This window comes from Paenibacillus sp. FSL H8-0332 (assembly GCF_037963835.1).
Taxonomy (GTDB): domain Bacteria; phylum Bacillota; class Bacilli; order Paenibacillales; family Paenibacillaceae; genus Paenibacillus_AQ; species Paenibacillus_AQ rhizoplanae.
Window position 1 is genome coordinate 1,406,536 of the sequence record NZ_CP150145.1, and the last position, 19,838, is coordinate 1,426,373.

At 54.8% G+C, this 19,838-nt stretch carries 18 protein-coding genes and 1 riboswitch; of the genes, 15 read left to right on the forward strand and 3 right to left on the reverse strand.

Annotated features, from left to right (window positions below):
* Positions 1 to 10: 10 nt before the first annotated feature.
* Both NST43_RS06155 and NST43_RS06160 read left to right on the forward strand, forming a co-directional pair.
* Positions 11 to 1,966 carry a radical SAM protein gene (locus tag NST43_RS06155; protein WP_339223146.1) on the forward strand — a complete coding sequence of 652 codons (1,956 nt, stop codon included), beginning with the start codon at positions 11 to 13 and terminating at the stop codon, positions 1,964 to 1,966.
* A 41-nt stretch (positions 1,967 to 2,007) separates the two neighbouring features.
* Complete coding sequence (locus tag NST43_RS06160) at positions 2,008 to 3,255, forward strand: MFS transporter (protein ID WP_339225350.1); 1,248 nt, start codon at positions 2,008 to 2,010, stop codon at positions 3,253 to 3,255.
* 83 nt (positions 3,256 to 3,338) lie between these two features.
* Here NST43_RS06160 and NST43_RS06165 read toward each other — a convergent pair whose 3' ends face one another.
* Both NST43_RS06165 and NST43_RS06170 read right to left on the reverse strand, forming a co-directional pair.
* Entirely contained in the window at positions 3,339 to 3,680 is a 342-nt protein-coding gene (locus NST43_RS06165) for a hypothetical protein (protein WP_209993824.1), read from the reverse strand.
* Positions 3,681 to 3,820: 140 nt separating this feature from the next.
* Positions 3,821 to 5,125, reverse strand: a complete 1,305-nt coding sequence (locus tag NST43_RS06170; protein ID WP_339223148.1) for a helix-turn-helix domain-containing protein — start codon at positions 5,123 to 5,125, stop codon at positions 3,821 to 3,823.
* A gap of 116 nt (positions 5,126 to 5,241) precedes the next feature.
* On the opposite strand from NST43_RS06170, the gene NST43_RS06175 reads away from it, so the two are divergent.
* The 8 genes from NST43_RS06175 (at position 5,242) to NST43_RS06210 (ending at position 15,040) form a co-directional block, all read left to right on the forward strand.
* Positions 5,242 to 7,521, forward strand: a complete 2,280-nt coding sequence (locus NST43_RS06175) for a glycoside hydrolase family 3 C-terminal domain-containing protein (RefSeq protein ID WP_339223149.1) — start codon at positions 5,242 to 5,244, stop codon at positions 7,519 to 7,521.
* 61 nt (positions 7,522 to 7,582) lie between these two features.
* Positions 7,583 to 7,694: riboswitch (guanidine-I (ykkC/yxkD leader) on the forward strand.
* A gap of 58 nt (positions 7,695 to 7,752) precedes the next feature.
* Entirely contained in the window at positions 7,753 to 8,112 is a 360-nt protein-coding gene (locus NST43_RS06180; RefSeq protein WP_209993821.1) for a multidrug efflux SMR transporter, read from the forward strand.
* Position 8,113: 1 nt separating this feature from the next.
* The gene (locus tag NST43_RS06185; RefSeq protein ID WP_209993820.1) at positions 8,114 to 8,428 is read left to right on the forward strand and encodes a multidrug efflux SMR transporter; all 315 of its coding nucleotides are present in this window, start codon (positions 8,114 to 8,116) and stop codon (positions 8,426 to 8,428) included.
* A gap of 107 nt (positions 8,429 to 8,535) precedes the next feature.
* Entirely contained in the window at positions 8,536 to 9,399 is an 864-nt protein-coding gene (locus tag NST43_RS06190; RefSeq protein WP_339223151.1) for an aldo/keto reductase, read from the forward strand.
* Between the two features lie 331 nt (positions 9,400 to 9,730).
* Complete coding sequence (locus NST43_RS06195) at positions 9,731 to 11,170, forward strand: PTS mannitol transporter subunit IICB (RefSeq protein ID WP_339223153.1); 1,440 nt, start codon at positions 9,731 to 9,733, stop codon at positions 11,168 to 11,170.
* Positions 11,171 to 11,377: 207 nt separating this feature from the next.
* Positions 11,378 to 13,444, forward strand: a complete 2,067-nt coding sequence (locus tag NST43_RS06200; protein ID WP_339223155.1) for a BglG family transcription antiterminator — start codon at positions 11,378 to 11,380, stop codon at positions 13,442 to 13,444.
* 16 nt (positions 13,445 to 13,460) lie between these two features.
* A complete protein-coding gene (locus NST43_RS06205; protein ID WP_339223157.1) occupies positions 13,461 to 13,895 on the forward strand; it encodes a PTS sugar transporter subunit IIA in 435 nt (144 codons plus the stop codon).
* Entirely contained in the window at positions 13,895 to 15,040 is a 1,146-nt protein-coding gene (locus NST43_RS06210; RefSeq protein ID WP_339223159.1) for a mannitol-1-phosphate 5-dehydrogenase, read from the forward strand. Before NST43_RS06205 ends, NST43_RS06210 begins: the two co-directional genes overlap by 1 nt.
* Before the next feature lie 204 nt (positions 15,041 to 15,244).
* Here NST43_RS06210 and NST43_RS06215 read toward each other — a convergent pair whose 3' ends face one another.
* Positions 15,245 to 16,318: a M42 family metallopeptidase gene (locus tag NST43_RS06215; protein ID WP_209993814.1), complete on the reverse strand. Its 1,074-nt coding sequence runs from the start codon at positions 16,316 to 16,318 to the stop codon at positions 15,245 to 15,247.
* 148 nt (positions 16,319 to 16,466) lie between these two features.
* Here NST43_RS06215 and NST43_RS06220 point away from each other — a divergent pair, with 148 nt between their 5' ends.
* The 5 genes from NST43_RS06220 to NST43_RS06240 all read left to right on the forward strand — a co-directional run bounded on the left by NST43_RS06220 (position 16,467) and on the right by NST43_RS06240 (position 19,838).
* Positions 16,467 to 16,643, forward strand: a complete 177-nt coding sequence (locus NST43_RS06220; RefSeq protein ID WP_155991454.1) for a hypothetical protein — start codon at positions 16,467 to 16,469, stop codon at positions 16,641 to 16,643.
* A gap of 134 nt (positions 16,644 to 16,777) precedes the next feature.
* Positions 16,778 to 17,275, forward strand: coding sequence for a stage V sporulation protein AC (gene spoVAC, locus NST43_RS06225; RefSeq protein ID WP_339223162.1), 498 nt, complete (start codon positions 16,778 to 16,780; stop codon positions 17,273 to 17,275).
* A gap of 3 nt (positions 17,276 to 17,278) precedes the next feature.
* Complete coding sequence (gene spoVAD / locus NST43_RS06230) at positions 17,279 to 18,313, forward strand: stage V sporulation protein AD (protein ID WP_339223164.1); 1,035 nt, start codon at positions 17,279 to 17,281, stop codon at positions 18,311 to 18,313.
* Positions 18,310 to 18,660, forward strand: coding sequence for a stage V sporulation protein AE (spoVAE, locus tag NST43_RS06235; protein WP_209993810.1), 351 nt, complete (start codon positions 18,310 to 18,312; stop codon positions 18,658 to 18,660). The genes spoVAD and spoVAE overlap by 4 nt, the downstream gene beginning before the upstream one ends.
* Positions 18,661 to 18,881: 221 nt before the next feature.
* Positions 18,882 to 19,838, forward strand: a complete 957-nt coding sequence (locus NST43_RS06240) for a MoxR family ATPase (RefSeq protein ID WP_209993809.1) — start codon at positions 18,882 to 18,884, stop codon at positions 19,836 to 19,838.

Consider the following 19,838-nt stretch of genomic DNA (forward strand, 5'->3'; position numbering starts at 1 on the left):
TGATTGGGAAATGATCCAATTGATATGTCCGCCCTATAATGCAGCTGTGGATACCGTTGATCCCCCGCTTAACCTGCTTGTGCTCGGCGCTGCACTTCTTGAAGCGGGGTACGGGGTGTGTCTCACCGATCTGGCATTACTCTATTCAGGCACCAGCCATTTCGATGCAGCAGCCCTTGCCGGTATTGCCCGATTAATCATCGGCAAGCCATCCAGAGTTCTCGGATTCACCGCGATGTGCGGCAATTATTCGATCGCACTGAGAATTGCGGAGGAATGCAAACGGCTGGACCCGGACAGAATCATTATTCTTGGCGGACCCCATGCGAGCTTCGTAGCGGCTGAAACCTTAACCCATTTCCCAGCGATAGACTATATCGTTGCCGGAGAAGGCGAGCTGACGCTGCCGGAGCTGATTGCGGTCCTGGAGTCGGGCCATCCGCTCTCAGAGGTAGAAGGAATCTGCTACCGTGAAGAGGGGACAATCCGCACCAATCCGCCGCGGCCGATTCTGAGGAATCTCGATGATACGCCCTTCCCTGCCTTTCATCTAATCGAGGATATTGAAGCTTATTTTAGCACTCCGGAGAGCCGTTTTTTTCCGGTTGAGGCGGGACGCGGCTGTCCCTTTAATTGCAGCTTTTGCAGCACCTCGACCTTCTTTTCACGAAAATACAGAACTAAAAGTCCTGCACGGATCATCGCCGAGATGAGATACGTCAGGGATCGTTGGGGAATCACCCATTTCAGCTTAACACATGATAATTTCACGGTTAATCAGAAGTTTGTCAGACAATTCTGCCGGGAGCTGCTGGATTGCAGCGAGCCCTTCACCTGGAGCTGCTCCTCCCGGACGGACCACGTCAATATAGAACTGTTTGAGGTGATGATGCAGGCTGGATGTAATGGCGTCTTCTTCGGGATTGAGAGCGGCAGCCAGCCCATCCAGCAGGTCATTGGCAAAAAGCTCGATCTGAACCAGGCTTATGAGCTGCTCCGCGAGCTTCATCGGCTGGGTCTGTCATGTACGGCTTCATTTATTACCGGATTTCCCGAAGAGACAACCGAAGACCTTAATCAGACGCTGGATATGATTGTCCGGCTGCTCTCCATAGGAATAGCGGATGTGCAGCTGCATCAACTGTCCCTTTTTCCCGGAACCCAATTGTTTGACGCAGCGAAGGGCAGCCTTGTGCTGGACGAGCAGTTCTGGAGCACGAACGATATGAACAGTGATTTCCAGCTATCCGGCATTGAAAAGAACTGGATTGCCAGCTACCCGCAAATTTTCAGCAACTATTACTCCTTGCGGTCTGTGGATACACACACTCTGCACAGGATCAGAAAGCTCTACTACCCGCTGGCCCGTTCGTTCTTCCGCACCTTGTATTATCTCAATCATCTGGCGGCTGTTCCATACACCCGTACAATCGATTATGTCTCTGCCAGGCTGGATATGCATGAGACAATGCTGCCGGAAGCGGAGCTGGCCCTCATTCTTGATGAGCTGGTGCAGGGTCTTGTGCCGGAAACCGGGCGGGTCCTTAAGGACTTCCTGTCTTATGAGCGTGCGGTGATGGAACTGATGCAGCAGGATACAGCACCGCAGGACACAACTGCTATGAAGCCTGTCAAAGTGATGCAGCCGCACTATTCCATCCCTGCGCTGAAGCTGCACAGTCCCCTTCCTGCAGAGCTTGAGCTTGCGGAAGGGCATGAAGATTGGATTCTGCTGGTGCTGGAGAGCGCACCGGCTCTTGAAGGGCGCAGGCGCTACGTCCGGGTGATGAGCATGGACCCTTTAAGCATTGCTATTATTCAACAGATGGAGGACGGGAGCGACTTCCGGACGGTTGTACACAACCTGGCGTTAGAGAATCCTTTTGCTGCCAGCGAACAGGATCGGCAGGAATGGATCAGCCGGGTGTACGACCATTTCCATACGCATGAATTGCTGACTTCTTAGGGTGACAATACCGAAAGAGAGGGGGCCTTTCCTTGTGGAGTATGCTGAAGAACGGAGTGTTCCGCCGGTTATGGTGCACGCAGACCTTATCCTCTGTAGGAGATGAGATCAGGAACTGGGCCATCCTGTTCTGGGTATTTGCGGAAGCGGATCAAGCTGTCTTTTACCGGACAGCTCTTTTGTTTGCCCAGATGCTCCCGGTCTTTATCATGGCTCCTCTTGCCGGAACATGGGTTGACCGCAGGAAACCAAAGAAGGTGCTGCAGGCGACACTGGTGATCCGGGCTGCGATGTCTTTTGTACTGGCCGGATTGATCTGGATAGAGCAGGTGCCGCTTTTGCTGGTCATGCTGGCCTTCACGTGTACGGTTCAGCAATTTTTTCAGCCTGCCATCAGTAAATTAACGGTCACAGCCGTGGACAACGAGGATTACGGTACCGCCAGTTCCTCTGTAAAGACGGTAGATACGCTGATCAGTCTTGCCGGGCCTGCAATCGGAGCCTTTGTCTATGAGTGGTGGGGGGCGTCAACTTCTTTAATTATGGACGGCTTTTGTTTCATCGCAGGCAGCCTGTTCATTCTGAGTCTTAAGGTGAGCCCGGCCCCCCTGGCAGCACCCTCCGATTCCGGTCCGGCAACCTCCTTTTGGGTGGATGTCCTGGAAGGCTTCCGGTATATCTTCGCTTCTGCGCTCACCAAACGCTTATTTATCATGTTGGCGGTAATGGGGGCGTGCACAGGGGCGATTAATCTGTTAAATATATATTTCGTGGTGAAAGAGCTGCATTTAGACCAGAATTACTTAGCCTGGGCAAGCACCGCCGGGGGCATCGGTATGTTCGCGGGGGCGCTCGGTCTGAACCTGCTTGGGGCGAAATTCAAAAATTATGTGCGAATCAACATTTGGGGAGCAGCGGTCATGACTCTGGGGCTGTTGCTGCTCACGCTCTCCTTCGGCTCTTGGTCCATGCTGCTCAGCCGTGTCATTATCGGGATTGGCATATCCCTGCTGAGCATTACGCTGTCGACTCTGTTAATGACCTATGTTCCTGAGAACCTGCTCGGACGCGTCGGTTCCGTGTTTGAAGGCGGTCCGCTGGCGACCAATATGCTGTCTTATCTATTCTTCGGATGGTTGTATGTGTACAGTGGCGCCAGACTGATCTTCGGCATCTCCACTATGCTGTTCTTCATGGCGTTTCTGCTGGCCCTTAGCCTTCAGTCTGTACTCTCCCCGGCCCGGAGAGTCCGTGCCGAACAGCAGGAGTTCATCAGCCCGTCCCAGTAACAGCCTAACCCGGGATGCACCGGCGGGACGAGCGAATGAGGTACAAATTATCACTACATGAGATGAGCCCCCAGGCTGCTGAACTACAGCAGCCTGGGGGCTCTAGTGTCAATTGTATCAATCGCCGCCGCCACCGCCGGAATCGCCGCCTCCAGAATCCCCACCGCCTCCGAAATCGCCGCCTCCATGGCTGCTGTGACCTCCGCTGTCCCAGCCTCCGTGGCTGCCGTGATGATGATCATGTGAATGATTCCCGTGGTGATGACCCTGATGATGGCTGGCGCCGCTGTGCCCGTCCGTGCCCGGATGGATTTTGTGCGGGCTGTTTTCGTTGTAGCTGCCCGCATCGGCTCCGGTACCTGTGATGAAATAATGATCTCCCGAGTGAGAGCGGGTTCTATTGCTGTAATTTTTATACCGCGCATTACGATTACTGCGATTAATCAACTTCACCGCAACGAAGATAACTGCTCCTGCGAATAGTAAGCTTCCCATCATGCAGAACCTCTCCTTTAACCAAATGTAGGATTGCCCTCATAGCAGAATCATACCATAATTCTGGGAACTACTTGGAATGCTGCTTGAATTGTTTCGGGGTGAGGCCGGTATACTTCTTGAATACCTTGGTAAAATAGCTCTGGTCGTTAAAATGCAGACGGGTAGCGATATCTGATAGTGTGACACCGGGCAGCTGGATCAGACGCTTGGCTTCTTCGACCCGCTGCTGCTGGATGTAGTCGCTGATGGCGGTGCCGGTTTCTTTTTTGAACAGCTGGGACAGGTAACTGGCACTCATTCCGGCGTATTCAGCCAGCCTGCCGAGTGGAAGCTCCTCATACAGATGATTGTAAATAAAATTCCGGCACCGGTCGGAGATGCGGGAATGTCTTGCGCTACGGCTGCCCTCTACCTGATCGGCGAAGTCGCAGAGCGCGGCCAGCATGGCGCTGTCCACCGCCGGAATATCGCGAAGCTCCTCAATATGCTGGATATGGAAGTCACTCAGGGTATAGGCAGCCTCCCAGAACAGTCCGCCTTCAATTGCCGCGCGGGTGGCCAGCGTGATGGAGGAGACGGCCAGATTTTTTTTGCTGCGCAGCTGGCTTTTACGGGACAACCTTCCGTAGCTCTCTTCAGCAAAAGAAGCATGGGTCCGCAGCAGCCCTGCCTTGTCCCCATTGGTAATATAGCGGAACATTTCGCGTTCCTGCATCGGGTCGTGGTGCAGCCACGTATGCTCGCGGCGGTAGGATAAGTCCAGATCCGGGCTATCGTCCGCGCGCGGTAAAGGTTCCGCCAGCGTACCCGCCGCCAGCAGCAGCTCCGTTACCGACAACGCCTGCCCGGTGACAAGGGTGTAGAGCAGCAGCGCCGCATGATACCAGCGCTTCCGGCTGATCACAGGCAAGCTGCCGTAATACTCCAGCCAGCTTGCCTGCTGACCGGGCGGGATGTTGTGGTCACGCAGCAGGCTGGTTGCGTTATCACCGGTAACAGGTGCGTTCAGCGCCGGGCCGATGACGATGGCTCCACTGGCTCCGTCTGCATCAGCTTCCTGGAGAATAATGAAATTCTCCAGGAAGCTGGTCATATGCAGATACGGCACATCCAGTGTGTCTCCCGCCGAAGTATCCGCCCCGTTCACCCTCGCTCCGCCGCCCGCCGCCCCGCTGCGTCCCCGGACAAGCTCCATCACCTCAACCGGCAGGCCGCCCGTTCCCTGAACGGAAGGGCGGTTAAGTGCAGCCGGTGCCAGGGCTAGACGGGGCGCAGCCGCTTCATCCAGCCACAAGACCGGGACCCGGTAAGCTTCGTAGATCAGCTTGCAGATGTACTGTATACCTTCGTCATTCCCGATTCCCTTCGTCATGGGTCACCCCTCTTCTTGTCTGCTTAGAATACCAAAGATCGAATGAAAGTACCATAATTGACCGTTCGGGTCGTATAGAATGAAACTAAGAAACCGTATTCATAGGAGGCTATATAATGGCAAAGGACGTAACAGAGCTTCAAAACCTCATTTCACAAATGACACTGGAAGAGAAGGCCGGACTCTGCTCCGGGCTGGATTTTTGGAATACCAAAGGCATTGAACGTCTGGGTATCCCCTCAGTGATGGTAACAGACGGTCCCCACGGTCTCCGCAAGCAGCAGGGTGACGCAGACCATCTTGGATTGAATAACAGCGTACCGGCAACCTGTTTTCCGTCAGCGGCCGGACTGGCCTCCTCGTGGGATCGTGATCTGATCTTCCGGGTGGGCGAGGCGTTGGGAACGGAATGCCAGGTGGAGAATGTCGCCGTTCTGCTCGGACCAGGCAATAATATCAAGCGATCTCCGCTGAATGGGCGGAACTTTGAATATTTCTCGGAGGACCCGTTCCTGGCCTCAGAGATGGCTGCGAATCATGTGAAGGGTGTGCAGAGCCAGGGAGTGGGGACGTCGCTGAAGCATTATGCCGCCAATAATCAGGAACACCGCCGCATGTCAGTGGATGCGGTTATTGATGAGCGGACGCTCCGCGAGATTTATCTAGCCAGCTTCGAAGGCACTGTGAAGCAGAGCCAGCCGTGGAGTGTGATGTGCTCTTATAATCAGGTGAACGGAGAGTATGCTTCCGAGAGCTATGAGCTGCTGACTAAGGTGCTGCGTAAGGACTGGGGCTTCGAAGGCTTCGTCGTGTCCGACTGGGGAGCTGTCAATGAGCGGGTAAAAGCACTGGCAGCAGGGCTGGAGCTGGAAATGCCGTCAAGCGCTGGAATTGGGGACGCTAAGATTGTAGCGGCTGTGAATAGCGGCGAATTGGCTATGGAGACGCTGGATCTCGCTGTAGAGCGGATACTGGCCTTTATCTTCAAAAGTGTAGAAACCCGCAACCCGCAAGCGGTCTTCGACCCGGAGAAGCATCATCAGCTTGCACGCGAAGTGGCCCGGGAGAGTATGGTGCTGCTGAAGAACGAAGGCGGAATTCTGCCTCTCGCTAAGAGCGGGCGGATTGCCGTGATCGGCGAATTCGCCAAGCAGCCGCGCTATCAGGGCGGGGGCAGCTCGCATGTGAATCCATCCCGGATGGATGATGCCTTCGTTGAATTGCAGGCCGTTGCCGGGGATGCGGCCAGCTTCCTGTACGCACAGGGCTATGAGCTGGAGAGCGATGACATCAATGCTGATCTGCTGCGAGAAGCCTGTGATACAGCAGCTAAGGCGGATGCAGCTGTGCTGTTCCTTGGTCTGCCTGACCGCTACGAATCGGAGGGCTATGACCGTAGCCATCTGCTGCTGCCTGCGAGCCATAAGGCGCTGATCGAAGCGGTGGCCGAGGTTCAGAGCGAAATTATTGTAGTGCTGAGCAACGGCGCGCCGGTCGAGATGCCTTGGCTGCATCAGACGAAGGCGGTGCTTGAAGGCTACCTGGGCGGTCAGGCTTTTGGCGGTGCGGTTGCGGACCTGCTCTTCGGCGAAGTGAGCCCGAGCGGCAAGCTGGCGGAGACCTTCCCTATGAAGCTGAGCGACAATCCGTCATTCCTGAACTTCCCCGGCGAAGGCGATACGGTGGAGTACAAGGAAGGCTTGTTCGTAGGCTACCGTTATTATGACAAAAAAGAAATAGAGCCGCTGTTCCCCTTCGGCTTCGGCCTCAGCTACACACAGTTCGAATACAGCCGTCTGCTGCTGGATCAGACCCGCATTCAGGACACAGATACCGTTCAGGTATCGGTCACTGTCAAGAATACCGGCAGTAGAGCGGGCAAGGAAGTCGTGCAGCTCTATGTCAGCGATGTGGAGAGCAGCGTGATCCGTCCGCTGCAGGAGCTGAAGGGCTTCGGCAAGATTGAGCTGCAGCCGGGGGAAGAACGCATCGTAACCTTCACCTTGGATAAGCGTTCCTTTGCCTACTACAATGTGAAGCTGGCTGACTGGCATGCAGAGAGCGGGATGTTCAAAATCTCTGTCGGATCTTCCTCACGCGATATCCGACTGAGCACGGAGCTTGAGGTAGAATCCACCGTGAAGCTGCCTGGCTGGTTCCACCGTAACACTACCGTCGGTGACCTGCTTGCCAATCCGCTGACGGAGGAGAAGGCGAAGAGCTTCAGCAGTGTGTTCGGGCTGGAGGATGCACTCGGCGACAATCCGGAGATGCTGCTGGCCATGATGAAGTTCATGCCGCTGCGCGCCATGATCGGCTTCGGCCAGGGCAAGTACACCGAGGCGGATCTGGAAGCGGATCTGCAGGAGCTGAACAGGCTGGCCGGACAGGCGTAAGAGTGTAGGGGTTGCTTTTGGCAGTGTAATTTGCTAACATACGATGTAAGTTCATAAGCAGTTAATAGTTCTCTAGGGTTCCGCAGCAGGTACACACCGCTGGCCTGGTCCGAGGGAGAACACACGGATGAAGCCAATCCGTGTATACACGGAGGGACAAAAGCCCGGGAGGTATCGTCAATAATGACGATAACCTTCCGGGCTTATTTTATGAAACAGGAGGCAGGAGAAATGAAGAAGAGCACTAAGAGCTGGATCATGATTGCAGGCGCTGCTTGCTTTGAAGTGGTATGGGTCATCGGGCTGAAGCATGCCTCCGCTCCATGGGAATGGGCGGTTACGGTAGCGGCTATCCTGATCAGCTTCTACGCCCTCATCTGGGCCAGCGGCAGGCTGCCTGTGGGGACGGTCTATGCTGTATTTGTCGGACTTGGAACAGCGGGTACCGTGCTTGCGGGCGGAGTTCTATTCGGTGAACCGCTGCGGCCGTTGAAGCTGCTGTTGATTGGCCTGCTGCTGGCAGGAGTCGTCGGCTTGAAACTCGTTACTCCGGCTCAGGCTGAATCTGAACAGACAAAGGGGTTGAACTGAGATGGCATGGGTGATGCTGATTGCCGCCGGAATATGTGAAATGTTCGGGGTCGCCATGATTGGCAAGCTGTACAAGAACCGCAACTGGCAGTCATTCTGTCTTTTGATTCTAGGCTTCGGGGCAAGCTTCCTGCTGCTGTCTCTGGCGATGGAGAGTCTGCCGATGGGGATTGCTTATGCGATCTGGACAGGGATTGGAGCGTCCGGGGCAGCGATTATGGGCATGTTGTTCTACGGCGAAGCACGGGATGTGAAGCGGATTGCCTGCATTGTAGTGATTCTGGGAGCTGTAGCAGGCCTTAAGCTAATCGGCTGATGCTGCTGAAACTTTACACAGTTGGACACTTATCGGATGTTTCACAGGCGTTAATATGGTAAGTATAGTAAGTGAGAACATTATTCTTATAAGGAGACTTATCACATATGAGCAAACCTGTAACTGAACCCATCCGTCTGCCGGACGGAGCAATATTGCCGAGATTGGGGCAGGGAACGTGGCGGATTGGTGACCAGCCGGGGAAGCGGGCAGAAGAGATTGCTGTACTTCGCCAGGGCGTGGAGCTGGGTATGAATCTGATTGATACAGCTGAGATGTATGGAGACGGCCGCTCCGAGGAGTTAGTTGGTGAAGCGCTGCGGGGTATCCGCGACAGCGTATTTCTGGTCTCCAAGGTGTATCCGCATAATGCGGGTGGGACTAAGCTTATAAGCAGCTGCGAAGCCAGTCTGAAGCGTCTCGGCACGGACCATCTGGACCTGTACCTGCTGCATTGGCGCGGCAACATTCCTCTGGAAGAGACTGTGGAGGGGATGGAGGCGCTGGTTGCTTCCGGCAAAATCGCCCGCTGGGGCGTATCCAATCTGGATACGGCAGATATGCAGGAGCTGCTGCGTATCCCCGGCGGCAATCACTGCGCAGTGAATCAAGTGCTCTATCATCTGGGCTCGAGAGGAATTGAGCATGAGCTGCTGCCTTGGCTGAGAGGACATAAGATTCCTGTCATGGCCTATTCTCCGCTGGCGCAGGCAGGGGCGCTGAGAAAAGGGCTGACCGAGAATGAAGCCGTGCAGCAGATTGCCCGGAATCATGAGGTCACTCCGCTGCAGGTTCTGCTGGCCTGGACCATCCGTGACGGGGAAATCATCGCTATTCCCAAGGCCGCTACCCGCGAGCATGTGTACGAGAATGCCGCTGCTGCCAAGCTTGTACTTACAGACGACGAGCTGTGGCAGCTCGACGATGCTTTTCCCCAGCCGTCGTGGAAGGTTCCGCTGGACATGATTTGATATGGATGTGACCCTGATATAGTGTAAGGCTGCGAGGCTGTCTCCCCAGTGGAGACGGCTTTTTTGCTGCGCACGCTTAGGGAACTCATGATATTTTATGAAAAATGGTGCATTCTATGAAGATTAATATAGTCCGCCAGGAGCAGTGGGAATACCGGACTTAAGCCCCTTGGCAAGAGCTCTTAAATGTTGTCAACAACGTTCATGCCGAAACCGTGTTTTCAATTTGGTGACAAAGAAAGCGCTTTGATTTACGATGTGTTCAAAGGGGAATACCTTTCAGAATGCAGTGCGGAAGGTTCCCGTTCATTATAATAAGGGGGCATCTTAAATGGCCACAACGGCAACTACGCAAACTTCATCCGGCGGTGCAAGGGTGAAGGTTCAACAATTTGGTCGTATGCTCAGCGGTATGGTTATGCCGAATATCGGCGCTTTTATCGCCTGGGGATTAATTACAGCATTATTCATTCCAACCGGCTGGTATCCTAATGAAAGCCTGGCAGCACTGGTAGGCCCAATCATTACTTACCTGCTTCCGCTGCTGATCGGTTACACCGGCGGACAGATGGTTCACGGCAAACGCGGCGCTGTCATCGGCGCTCTGGTGACCATGGGGGTTATCGTCGGCTCAACCATTCCAATGTTCCTCGGTGCCATGATTGTCGGTCCGCTGGCCGCCTGGGTTCTGAAGCAGTTCGACAAAGCGGTGGATGGCAAAATCAGAGCCGGTTTTGAAATGCTTGTCAATAACTTCTCCCTTGGTATTATCGGCGGGGCTTTGACCCTTGGAGCGCTTAAAGGGGTTGGACCTCTGGTTCAGGGATTGACCAATATTTTGTCAAATGGCGTTGAGTTTCTGGTTAACCATAACCTGCTGCCGCTCATCAACATCATCATTGAGCCGGCCAAAGTATTGTTCCTGAACAATGCGATCAACCACGGTGTACTGGGCCCGATTGCGCTTGAAGAATCACAAAGAATCGGCAAATCCATCCTGTTCATGCTTGAATCGAATCCGGGTCCCGGTCTGGGTATCCTGCTTGCTTACTGGCTGGCGGGTAAAGGCTCTGCGAAATCTTCCGCACCAGGCGCCATCATCATTCACTTCCTGGGCGGTATTCATGAGATCTACTTCCCTTACATCCTGATGAATCCGCGTCTGATTCTGGCTGTCATCGGCGGCGGGATGTCCGGGACATTCACCTTCCAGATGCTGGGTGCAGGACTTACAGCTTCTCCTTCTCCAGGAAGTATTCTTGCTTACTTCGCAATGACACCTAAGGGCGGATATCTTCCGATGATTGCCGGTGTAGTCGTTGCTACAATCGTGTCCTTCCTGATCGCGGCAGTACTCTTGAGATCCTCCAAGAAGAACGATGAAGAAGAGATTGATCTGGAAGAAGCAGCAGCAAAAATGAAGGACATGAAGTCTGCCGGTACAGCAGCTCAGACCGCTGCTACTGCAACTGTAGCTTCCAATATCCGCAGCAAAGCCAATGTGAACAAAATCGTCTTCGCTTGTGATGCAGGGATGGGCTCCAGTGCAATGGGCGCTTCGGTCCTGAGAAAGAAGCTGCAAAATGCAGGGGTGAATGTCACCGTTACGAACTCTGCGGTCAGTGAAATTCCAGCGGACGCGGATATCGTGGTCACCCAGAAGACCCTTACCGACCGTGCGATTGCCAGCAATCCAAGGGCAGAGCATATCTCGATCGACAACTTCCTGAAGAGCCCGAAATATGATGAGCTCGTAGAACGTTTGAAGTAAGAGGCACAAGTGTAAAATTTAAGTATAGTTCTCGCTGAAACGGATGCCGTTCCTTATAGGACGGCATATCCGTTTTTGCTTGAAATATAAGAATTTATATGTTGCACACGATAACTTATCCTTATATTTCTCGCTGAAACGAATACCGTCCTTATAAAAGGACGGCAAAGCCGTTTCCACTTGATGCAAGGCGGAGGGTTAGCGGAAATGACGAAAATTACCGCCAGACAGCGCCAGATCCTGTGGCTTCTGCTCGAAGCCAACGGTGAGATTACCGCTGTGAAAATTGCCGAGGCTACCGGGGTAAGCGTAAGAACCGTACACCGGGAGATGGAGGATATAGAGTCCGCGCTTGAGAGCTTTGGTCTTGATCTGATCAAAAAATCAGGCAAAGGCATCCAGTTGAGCGGCCCGGAGGCCGGTCTTGCGGAGCTGCGCCTGTTCCTGCGGGAAGAGAAGCCGGCGGATTATTCCGGCGAAGACCGCAAGGTATTCGAGCTCTGCATTCTGCTGGAGGCAGAGGAGCCGGTGAAGCTGTTCACACTTGCGCATTCTCTCAAGGTTACAGTTGCCTCCATCAGCTACGATCTGGATGAACTGGAGCAATGGGTCCGCAAGTTCGGGCTGGAGCTGGTCCGCAGAAGAGGCTACGGCGTAGAAATCACTGGCAGCGAGCTCGACAAGCGCCGGGCGATTGGCCGGTTAGCCGCAGAGCATCTGGATCTGTCCGATCTGGTCGGACATGGCTCTCTGACGGAGAGTAATCCGGCTTTTCGCGTGCTGTTGACTACAGTCGGGCAAGCTAAACTCATGGAAGTAGAGAATACTCTGTGGGATATGGAATGGAAATGGACCTCGGAGCTGCCCGAAATTGTCTATATGGAGATGCTTCTGGCCCTTGCTGTCACTACCCGGCGGATTGAGCTTAGCCGGAGCATCGACAGCGGAGCGGAAGCAGGCTATTCCAGGGTGTCCGACCACCGGAATATTGCCGGAGCCGAGCGATTTGTACAGCAGCTCGCAGAGGTGCTTGAGCTGAAGATTCCCCGGGTAGAGATACTGTATATTGCAGGATTATTCGACCGGGTCCAGGATTCCTTCTCCTCCTCAGGCTATGCCTATGGCGATATTGAATTAATGGAGATTGTCTACAAGCTGACGGAGAGTGTGGTCAAGCGGACAGGGCTTCCCTTCCAGAGTGACCGCACTCTGCGCGAGGGGCTGCTGGAGCATATTGATCCGGCGCTGAAGCGGATTCGTGAAGGCACCCGCATCCGCAATCCGCTGCTTGGCCCCATCCGCAGGGATTATGAATATCTGTTCAACATCGTCCGTGCAGCGGTAGAGGATATGCAGCTGGAGCACCAGATCCCCGATGAAGAAATCGGATTTCTGGTTATGCATTTCGGTGCTTCCGCCGAGCGGCTGAACCAGCTGAGGCGTAACGTAAGAGCCATTCTGGTCTGTGCCAGCGGCCTCAGCTCCTCCCGTCTGCTCGCCACCCGGCTGACCAAAGAAATGCCGCAGATTGAGATTCTCGGCAACATCTCCTGGTATGAAGCGGCACGCCTGCCGGATGAAGATTACGATCTGATTATCTCTACCATTGATCTGCCGATTGATAAGGAGCGTTACATCAAGATCAGCCCCCTGCTCACAGCGGAAGAGATAGAAAAGCTGCTGAGCTATATCCAGAACATTACGCTGCGGGAACGGGAGAAGGGGAGCTCAGGTGAACCAGGCCATGCGGCGCGGGAGGTAGCCTCGCTTGAACGGCTCAGGAGCTACAAGGGCATTCTGGATGAGATCGTCAGCTTGCTGGAGCGGTTCCGCTTCCACCCGATTGACAACAAGGGGATGGATCTGTCAGCGACGATAGTGGAGATGCTGGAGACACTGAATGGAAACGGCGTGGTCGGGGATGCCGGTATTGTGCTGGAGCGTCTGCTCGAACGGGAGCGGATGACCAGCCAAGTGATCCCGGATACCGCATTGGCGCTGTTCCATACCAGAAGCAGCCATATTCACCTGTCCTCGCTGACCCTGTACCGGCTCGATCAGCCCGTAATTCTGGAAGGGGATACAGAGGTCAGAGTCATTCTGCTCATGCTGGCTCCGCGCAGACTGTCCAAGGAGAGCCTGGAGGTGCTCAGCGAGATCAGCGCACTGCTGCTGAACTCGGAGCTGGTTCAATTGCTGGAAGAACGTTCAGAGACAGAGATCCGGGCGTATTTGTCCTCGGAGTTGCTTCATTTTTTCCAAAATAAATGTTGAAAGCGGGAGAAACCATATGAGTATACTGTCAGAAAATAAAGTGATTATGCACGGTGCCGCAAACGATAAATACGAAGCCATCCAGATGGCGGGTCAGCTGCTGGTTGATGCAGGGCATGTGACGGAAGAATATGTTCCCAAGATGCTGGAGCGCGAGGAAGTGGTGTCCACTTATATGGGCGGCGGATTGGCTATTCCCCATGGTACCAAGGAAGCGCGGCCTTTTATTAAGTCAACAGGCTTGTCTATCATCCGCTTCCCGGACGGGGTGGATTTCGGCGGCGATGAGCCGGCGTTTGTAGTCATCGGCATTGCAGCCGCAGGCGACGGGCATATGGAGGTTCTGACGAATGTGGCGATGATTTTCACCGAGGATGATGCCATTGAGCGTGTCATGAACGCCCCTACGGCTGCTGATGTTATTGCGATCTTCGAAGGGGGACTGGAGTAATGAAGGCGGTCCATTTCGGCGCGGGCAATATCGGCAGAGGCTTTATCGGGCTGTTGCTGTCACAGGCGGGCTATGAAGTTACTTTTGTGGATGTGAATGTGGCCTTTGTTACCCAGCTCAAGGAACGCGGTGAGTATCCGGTCACGCTGGCCAGCGACGGTCAGGAAACGGTCATCGTGAAGAATGTAACGGCTCTTAGCAGTGTCACGCATGCGGATGAAGTGGCTGCGGCGATTGCCGGGGCGGATCTGGTTACTACAGCGGTCGGCGTGTCGATTCTGAAGCATATTGCCGGTGTTCTGGCAGATGGCATTAGCAGACGGGTAGCCGTATCCTCCGCACCGCTGCATGTGATCGCCTGCGAGAATGCGATTGGCGGCAGTGCGCAGCTCAAGGAGCTGGTGTACGTGAAGCTGGATGAAGCTGCCCGTGCGAAGGCTGAATCTTCGGTTGCTTTTCCTAACGCGGCAGTGGACCGGATCGTTCCGCTCCAGCAGCATGAGGATATTCTGAAGGTGGTTGTTGAGCCGTTCTATGAATGGGTGGTGGACGCCTCGCAGATGATCCCAGGCTATACGCCGGTTGAAGGGGTGCATTACGTAGATAATCTGGAGCCGTATATTGAACGCAAGCTCTTCACTGTGAACACGGGCCACTGCTCTGCTGCGTACCTTGGCTTCCTGCAGGGCTACGAGACCATTCAGCAGGCGATGGAGGATGAGGCGTTAACGGCGAAGGTTCGTGAGGTGCTGGAGGAGACGGGCGCGGTGCTGATCCAGAAGCATGGCTTCGATGAAGCGGAGCATAGTAAGTATATCGATAAAATCCTGGAGCGCTTCCGCAATCCGGCACTGACCGATGAGGTGTCCCGTGTAGGCCGTTCGCCGCTGCGCAAGCTGTCGCCAAGTGACCGTCTGGTGTCCCCGGCAACGCAGGCGTATGACAGAGGGCTGAGCTACACGGCGCTGACGCGTTCCATGGCCGGTGCGCTGCTGTTCAAGGCGGGCGATGACCCGGAAGCGGTGGAGCTGCAAGCTGCAATCGCCGAACTCGGCGCGGAAGCGGCGCTGACGAAGTACACGGGTCTTGCTGCGGATCACCCGATTCATCAGGCTGCGATGGAGCAGTATGCGAAGCTGAGCTAACAACAAATGAGCTAACAACATAAAAGTACAGCCGCAGGGAAAGCCTATAAGCTTATCCCTGCGGCTGTTTGCGTTAGTCTGTGACTCTTAAAAGAGTGGCAATACCGTTTTTCGCTTGAAAGAAAAGACTTTATATGTTCCGGGGTCCCCGCAAAGTACCTGAATAGGCTTCGGAGCTAAAGCCCCACTTTGTGGGGAGATTCTCTAGCTGTTCTCCAGAATCGTCTGCAGTGTCGTGCGGTCGAGTCCTTGCACGAGCTTAATCAGCAGCTCTTTGGCTGCTGCATAATCATCACTGTGGATGATCGAGGTTGCCGTGTGGATGTAACGGGAGCAGATCCCGATCACCGCTGAAGGAATGCCGATTCCGCTGAGATGCACCTGACCCGCATCCGTTCCTCCCTGGGAGACGAAATACTGGTATTTGATCTTATGGGTGTCGGCCGTATCCTGCACATATTCAATCAGCCCCCGGTGAGTAATCATCGTCGGGTCAAAAATACGCAGCAGCGCGCCTTGGCCCAGATGGCCGAAGGCCTGGCGGTCACCGGTCATATCGGCAGCGGCACTGGCGTCCAGTCCGAAGAAAATATCCGGTGCCAGCATATTGGCAGCCGTCCGGGCACCGCGCAGCCCGACTTCTTCTTGAACGGTAGCCCCGCAGTAGAGCGTATTCGGCAAGGCTTGGCCGTGCAGTTCCTTCATTAATTCAATCGCCAGTCCAACGCCGTAGCGGTTGTCCCAGGCCTTGGCCATAATCTTCTTCGGATTGGCCAGCGGCGTGAACGGGCATACCGGCACGACCTGCTGTCCCGGAGCCACACCGAAGCTCTGCGCCTCCTCACGGCTGTCCGCACCGATATCGATATACATCTTGCTGATTTCCCCGGCTTTGCCGCGTTCATCCGCGCTCAGCAGGTGAATGGGCGTACTGCCGACCACGCCGTTCAGCGTTCCCTTCGGCGTAATGATCTGCAGACGCTGTGAGGCCACGGCCGATGCCAGCCATCCGCCCAGCGGTGTGAAGCGGATCATACCGTTGTCTGTAATGCCGGTCACCATGAAGCCTACCTCATCGAAATGGCCGGCCACCATAATCTTGGGTCCGTTAGCTTCACCGCGCATTACGCCGAACAGGCTGCCGAGGCGGTCCTGTACGAATTCATCCGTATAAGGCGTCATAGCCTCTTTGACATAAGCGCGCAGTTCGCGCTCGAAGCCGGAGGCTGAGGGGAATTCTGTTAAGGTTTTGAACAATTCAAGTGTGTCTGTATTCATACATATATCGCTCCTTTATGTCATCTAGTATGAACATTCTTACGCCGCTTGTCCATGCCGGAAGGGCAAATGAACACAGAGGCTCCCTGTGCGAATACTATACGGTAAGGGCTCTGCAGGCAGGAGCCGGGGAAAGGAAGCGAGGAGAATGTGGCTCTCGGGGAGCGTAGCCCAGGCAGGCAGCCGGAGCGGATTCCGGAAAGTGCCGGCCCGCAGGCAGGGCTTGCCCAGGCGGTACCGCCGCCGGTACGGGCGGGAGAATGAGGCAGTGCTGATCCTGGTGCTGTTTCTGCTGCTGATTGTTGTGCTGTTTTATTTTTCCTGAGCAGGAGGGACATAACGAGGCCGCCTGAAGTGAACAATAAGGAAAACTTAATTCCGCATAGCACGAAGGGACGGGACTACAGCTTACCCGCTGCCCGGTCCCTTTCGTATCTAACAGTTCAGGGGGTGTCTGCATTGCCGGCAAAAACAAAAAAGTCAGGCGTCAAGCTGAACCTTGACGGTCTGACCCCGAAGGCTTATCAGGAATTGGCCAAGCCTTTCGTGCCTTCTCGTCCTGTATTCAAAAATTGTATGCGTGCCTTTCTCTCCGGGGGCTTAATCTGTGTGCTGGGACAAGGCATCCAGGAAGCATTCATGGCGATATTCGATATGACCTCAAGAGAGGCGGCAAGCCCGACCGTGGCGATTCTGATTCTGCTCTCCGTCGTGCTGACCAGCTTCGGGGTGTATGATAAGCTCGCCCAGTGGTGCGGTGCAGGCACAGCGGTGCCCGTCACAGGGTTCGCCAACAGCATGTGCTCTGCCGCACTGGAGCACCGGGCTGAAGGTCTGGTGCTGGGTGTGGGCGGGAACATGTTCAAGCTGGCCGGATCGGTTATTGTGTTCGGGGTCGTTGCCGCTTTTATCGTTGGCGTAGTGTATGCCGTTATGGGCTGGGGAGGTGCACATTAAACGATGAAGCAGCTCGGCAGTCAGACCTGGGAATTTACAAACCGTCCGGTGATCCTCGGGACCTCCGCTGTGGTGGGACCCGAAGAGGGGGAAGGGCCGCTGGCCTCAAGCTTCGACTTCATTTATGATTCGCTTGAGATGGGCGAGAAGACATGGGAGAAGGCAGAACGTGCCCTATTTGAAAAAGCCGCCAAGCTCGCCTTGATGAATGCGAATCTTGATCAGGAGAAGCTGGAGTTCTTCGTCGGCGGGGATCTGATGAATCAGATTATCAGCAGCTCCTTCGCCGCGCGCAAGCTTGGCGTCCCCTATCTGGGAGTGTTCGGCGCCTGCTCCACCTCGATGGAGAGCCTCGCCATCGCCTCCATGATTGTGGATTCCGGCGGCGGAAAGTATGCTCTGGCTGGTACATCCAGCCACAACTGTACAGTCGAGAAGCAGTTCCGCTACCCGACAGAGTACGGCTCGCAGAAGCCGCCCACCGCCCAGTACACCGTTACAGGCTCCGGCTGCGCGGTGGTAGGTGTGAACGACGGAACGGTGAAAGGACCGTATGTGGTGTACGCAACTCTTGGGCGTATCATGGACCTGGGTCTGAAAGATCCGTTCAATATGGGAACCGCCATGGCTCCGGCTGCTGCTGACACTATTACGGCGCATTTCCGGGATACAGGGCTGTCACCGGGCCACTATGATCTGATAGTTACAGGTGATCTGGCTTCGGTCGGCTTGCCGATTGCCAAGGAGCTGCTGGCCAAGGAAGGCATACCGATGGAGGAGACGGTCTTCAATGACTGCGGGCTGATGATTTTTGACCTGGACAAGCAGAAGTATGTTATTGCCGGGGGAAGCGGCTGCGGCTGCTCAGCCACAGTAACCTATGGGCATATTATGGGCCGACTAAAGAAGGGGGAATTGAAGCGCGTACTGATCGTGGCGACCGGGGCGCTGCTCTCCCCGTTGTCTTATCAACAAGGGGAGAGTATTCCGTGCGTAGCCCATGCGGTAGCCTTGGAGAGCGGAGGTGAGAGAGCATGATTTATTTATGGGCTTTTCTGGTCGGGGGAGCAATATGCGTAATCGGCCAGCTGATGTTCGATGTGCTTGCGCTGACTCCGGCCCATACCATGAGTACGCTGGTTGTGCTGGGGGCGGTTGCCGACGCTTTTGGCATCTACGACCCGCTGGTGAAATTCGCCGGAGCCGGGGCCAGCGTGCCCATTACCAGCTTCGGCAATTCCCTGGTCCATGGCGCGCTGACTGAGCTGGAGCGCGATGGCTGGGTCGGCGTCGTCACCGGGATCTTCGATGTGACCAGCGCCGGGATTTCCTCGGCGATTGTCTTCTCCTTCCTGGCGGCGCTGGTGGTCCGGCCGAAGGGATAAGTGACGGTGGAAGGATCGTCAATAGATATGTTAATTCAGGGATCGCCTATGGCGGTCCCTTTTTATATGAAGAAGGGTTACGCCGCCTGATGCGGGTTTCTTTTGGACAAATCTGGCATGCGGCTCTACAAATTCACTTGGCCTAACATGTACTTTCGGTACTCCTATCATGTAAAATGTATATATTACTGCTTATTCTGATATAGGAGGGTTTAACATACATGCCCGTACGTCAAGAATCCACGCAAATTATGAACGCTGTCCGCACTAATCTGGAATCCTGTATTCTCGGTAAAAGCTTTGAAATAGAACTGCTGCTGACGGCTCTGTTAGCAGGCGGACATGTCCTGATTGAGGATGTTCCGGGGACTGGCAAAACCCAGCTGATCCGCGCGCTCTCCCGCTCGATGTCCGGTGAATACCGGCGCATCCAGTGTAACCCGGATATTCTTCCGAGTGATATTACCGGCGTATCCGTCTATCATCCGCGTGATGAGATGTTCCACTTCCGTCCGGGGCCGGTGATGACCAATATTCTGCTGGCCGATGAGATCAACCGGGCGACCACCAAGACCCAGTCCGCGCTCCTTGAGGTAATGGAAGAACGCAATGTTACGGTCGATGGAGAGACCTATCCCCTTCCGCATCCGTTCATGCTCTGCGCGACCCAGAATCCGATAGATTTCGAGGGAACCTATACCCTTCCCGAAGCGCAGTTGGACCGCTTCATGCTGCGGATCAGCCTGGGCTACCCGGATGCCGATACCGAGAAGAACCTGCTGCTAACCCATCAGCAGGGCCAGCCGGTGGACAGGCTGTCTCCTGTAACCAGCATGGAGACGATTGCTGCCATTCAGGAGGAGATTCGCGATGTGTTCATCAGCGAACCGGTGCTGAACTACCTGCTGGATGTGGTCCGCCAGACGCGGGTGCATCCGCTGGTGCTGCTGGGCGCAAGCCCCCGGGCATCGTTATCATTCATGATGGCCTGCAAGGCCTACGCTTTTCTACAGGAACGGGATTATGTGCTGCCTGATGATGTGAAGACCCTGACCCCGTATGCGCTGGGACACCGTATTCTGCTGCGGCCGGAATCACGCCTGGACAATGTCAGCATGGACTCCCTGCTCCAGAAGCTGCTTCAGAGCATTAACGTGCCTGTAACCATGAGGCAATAA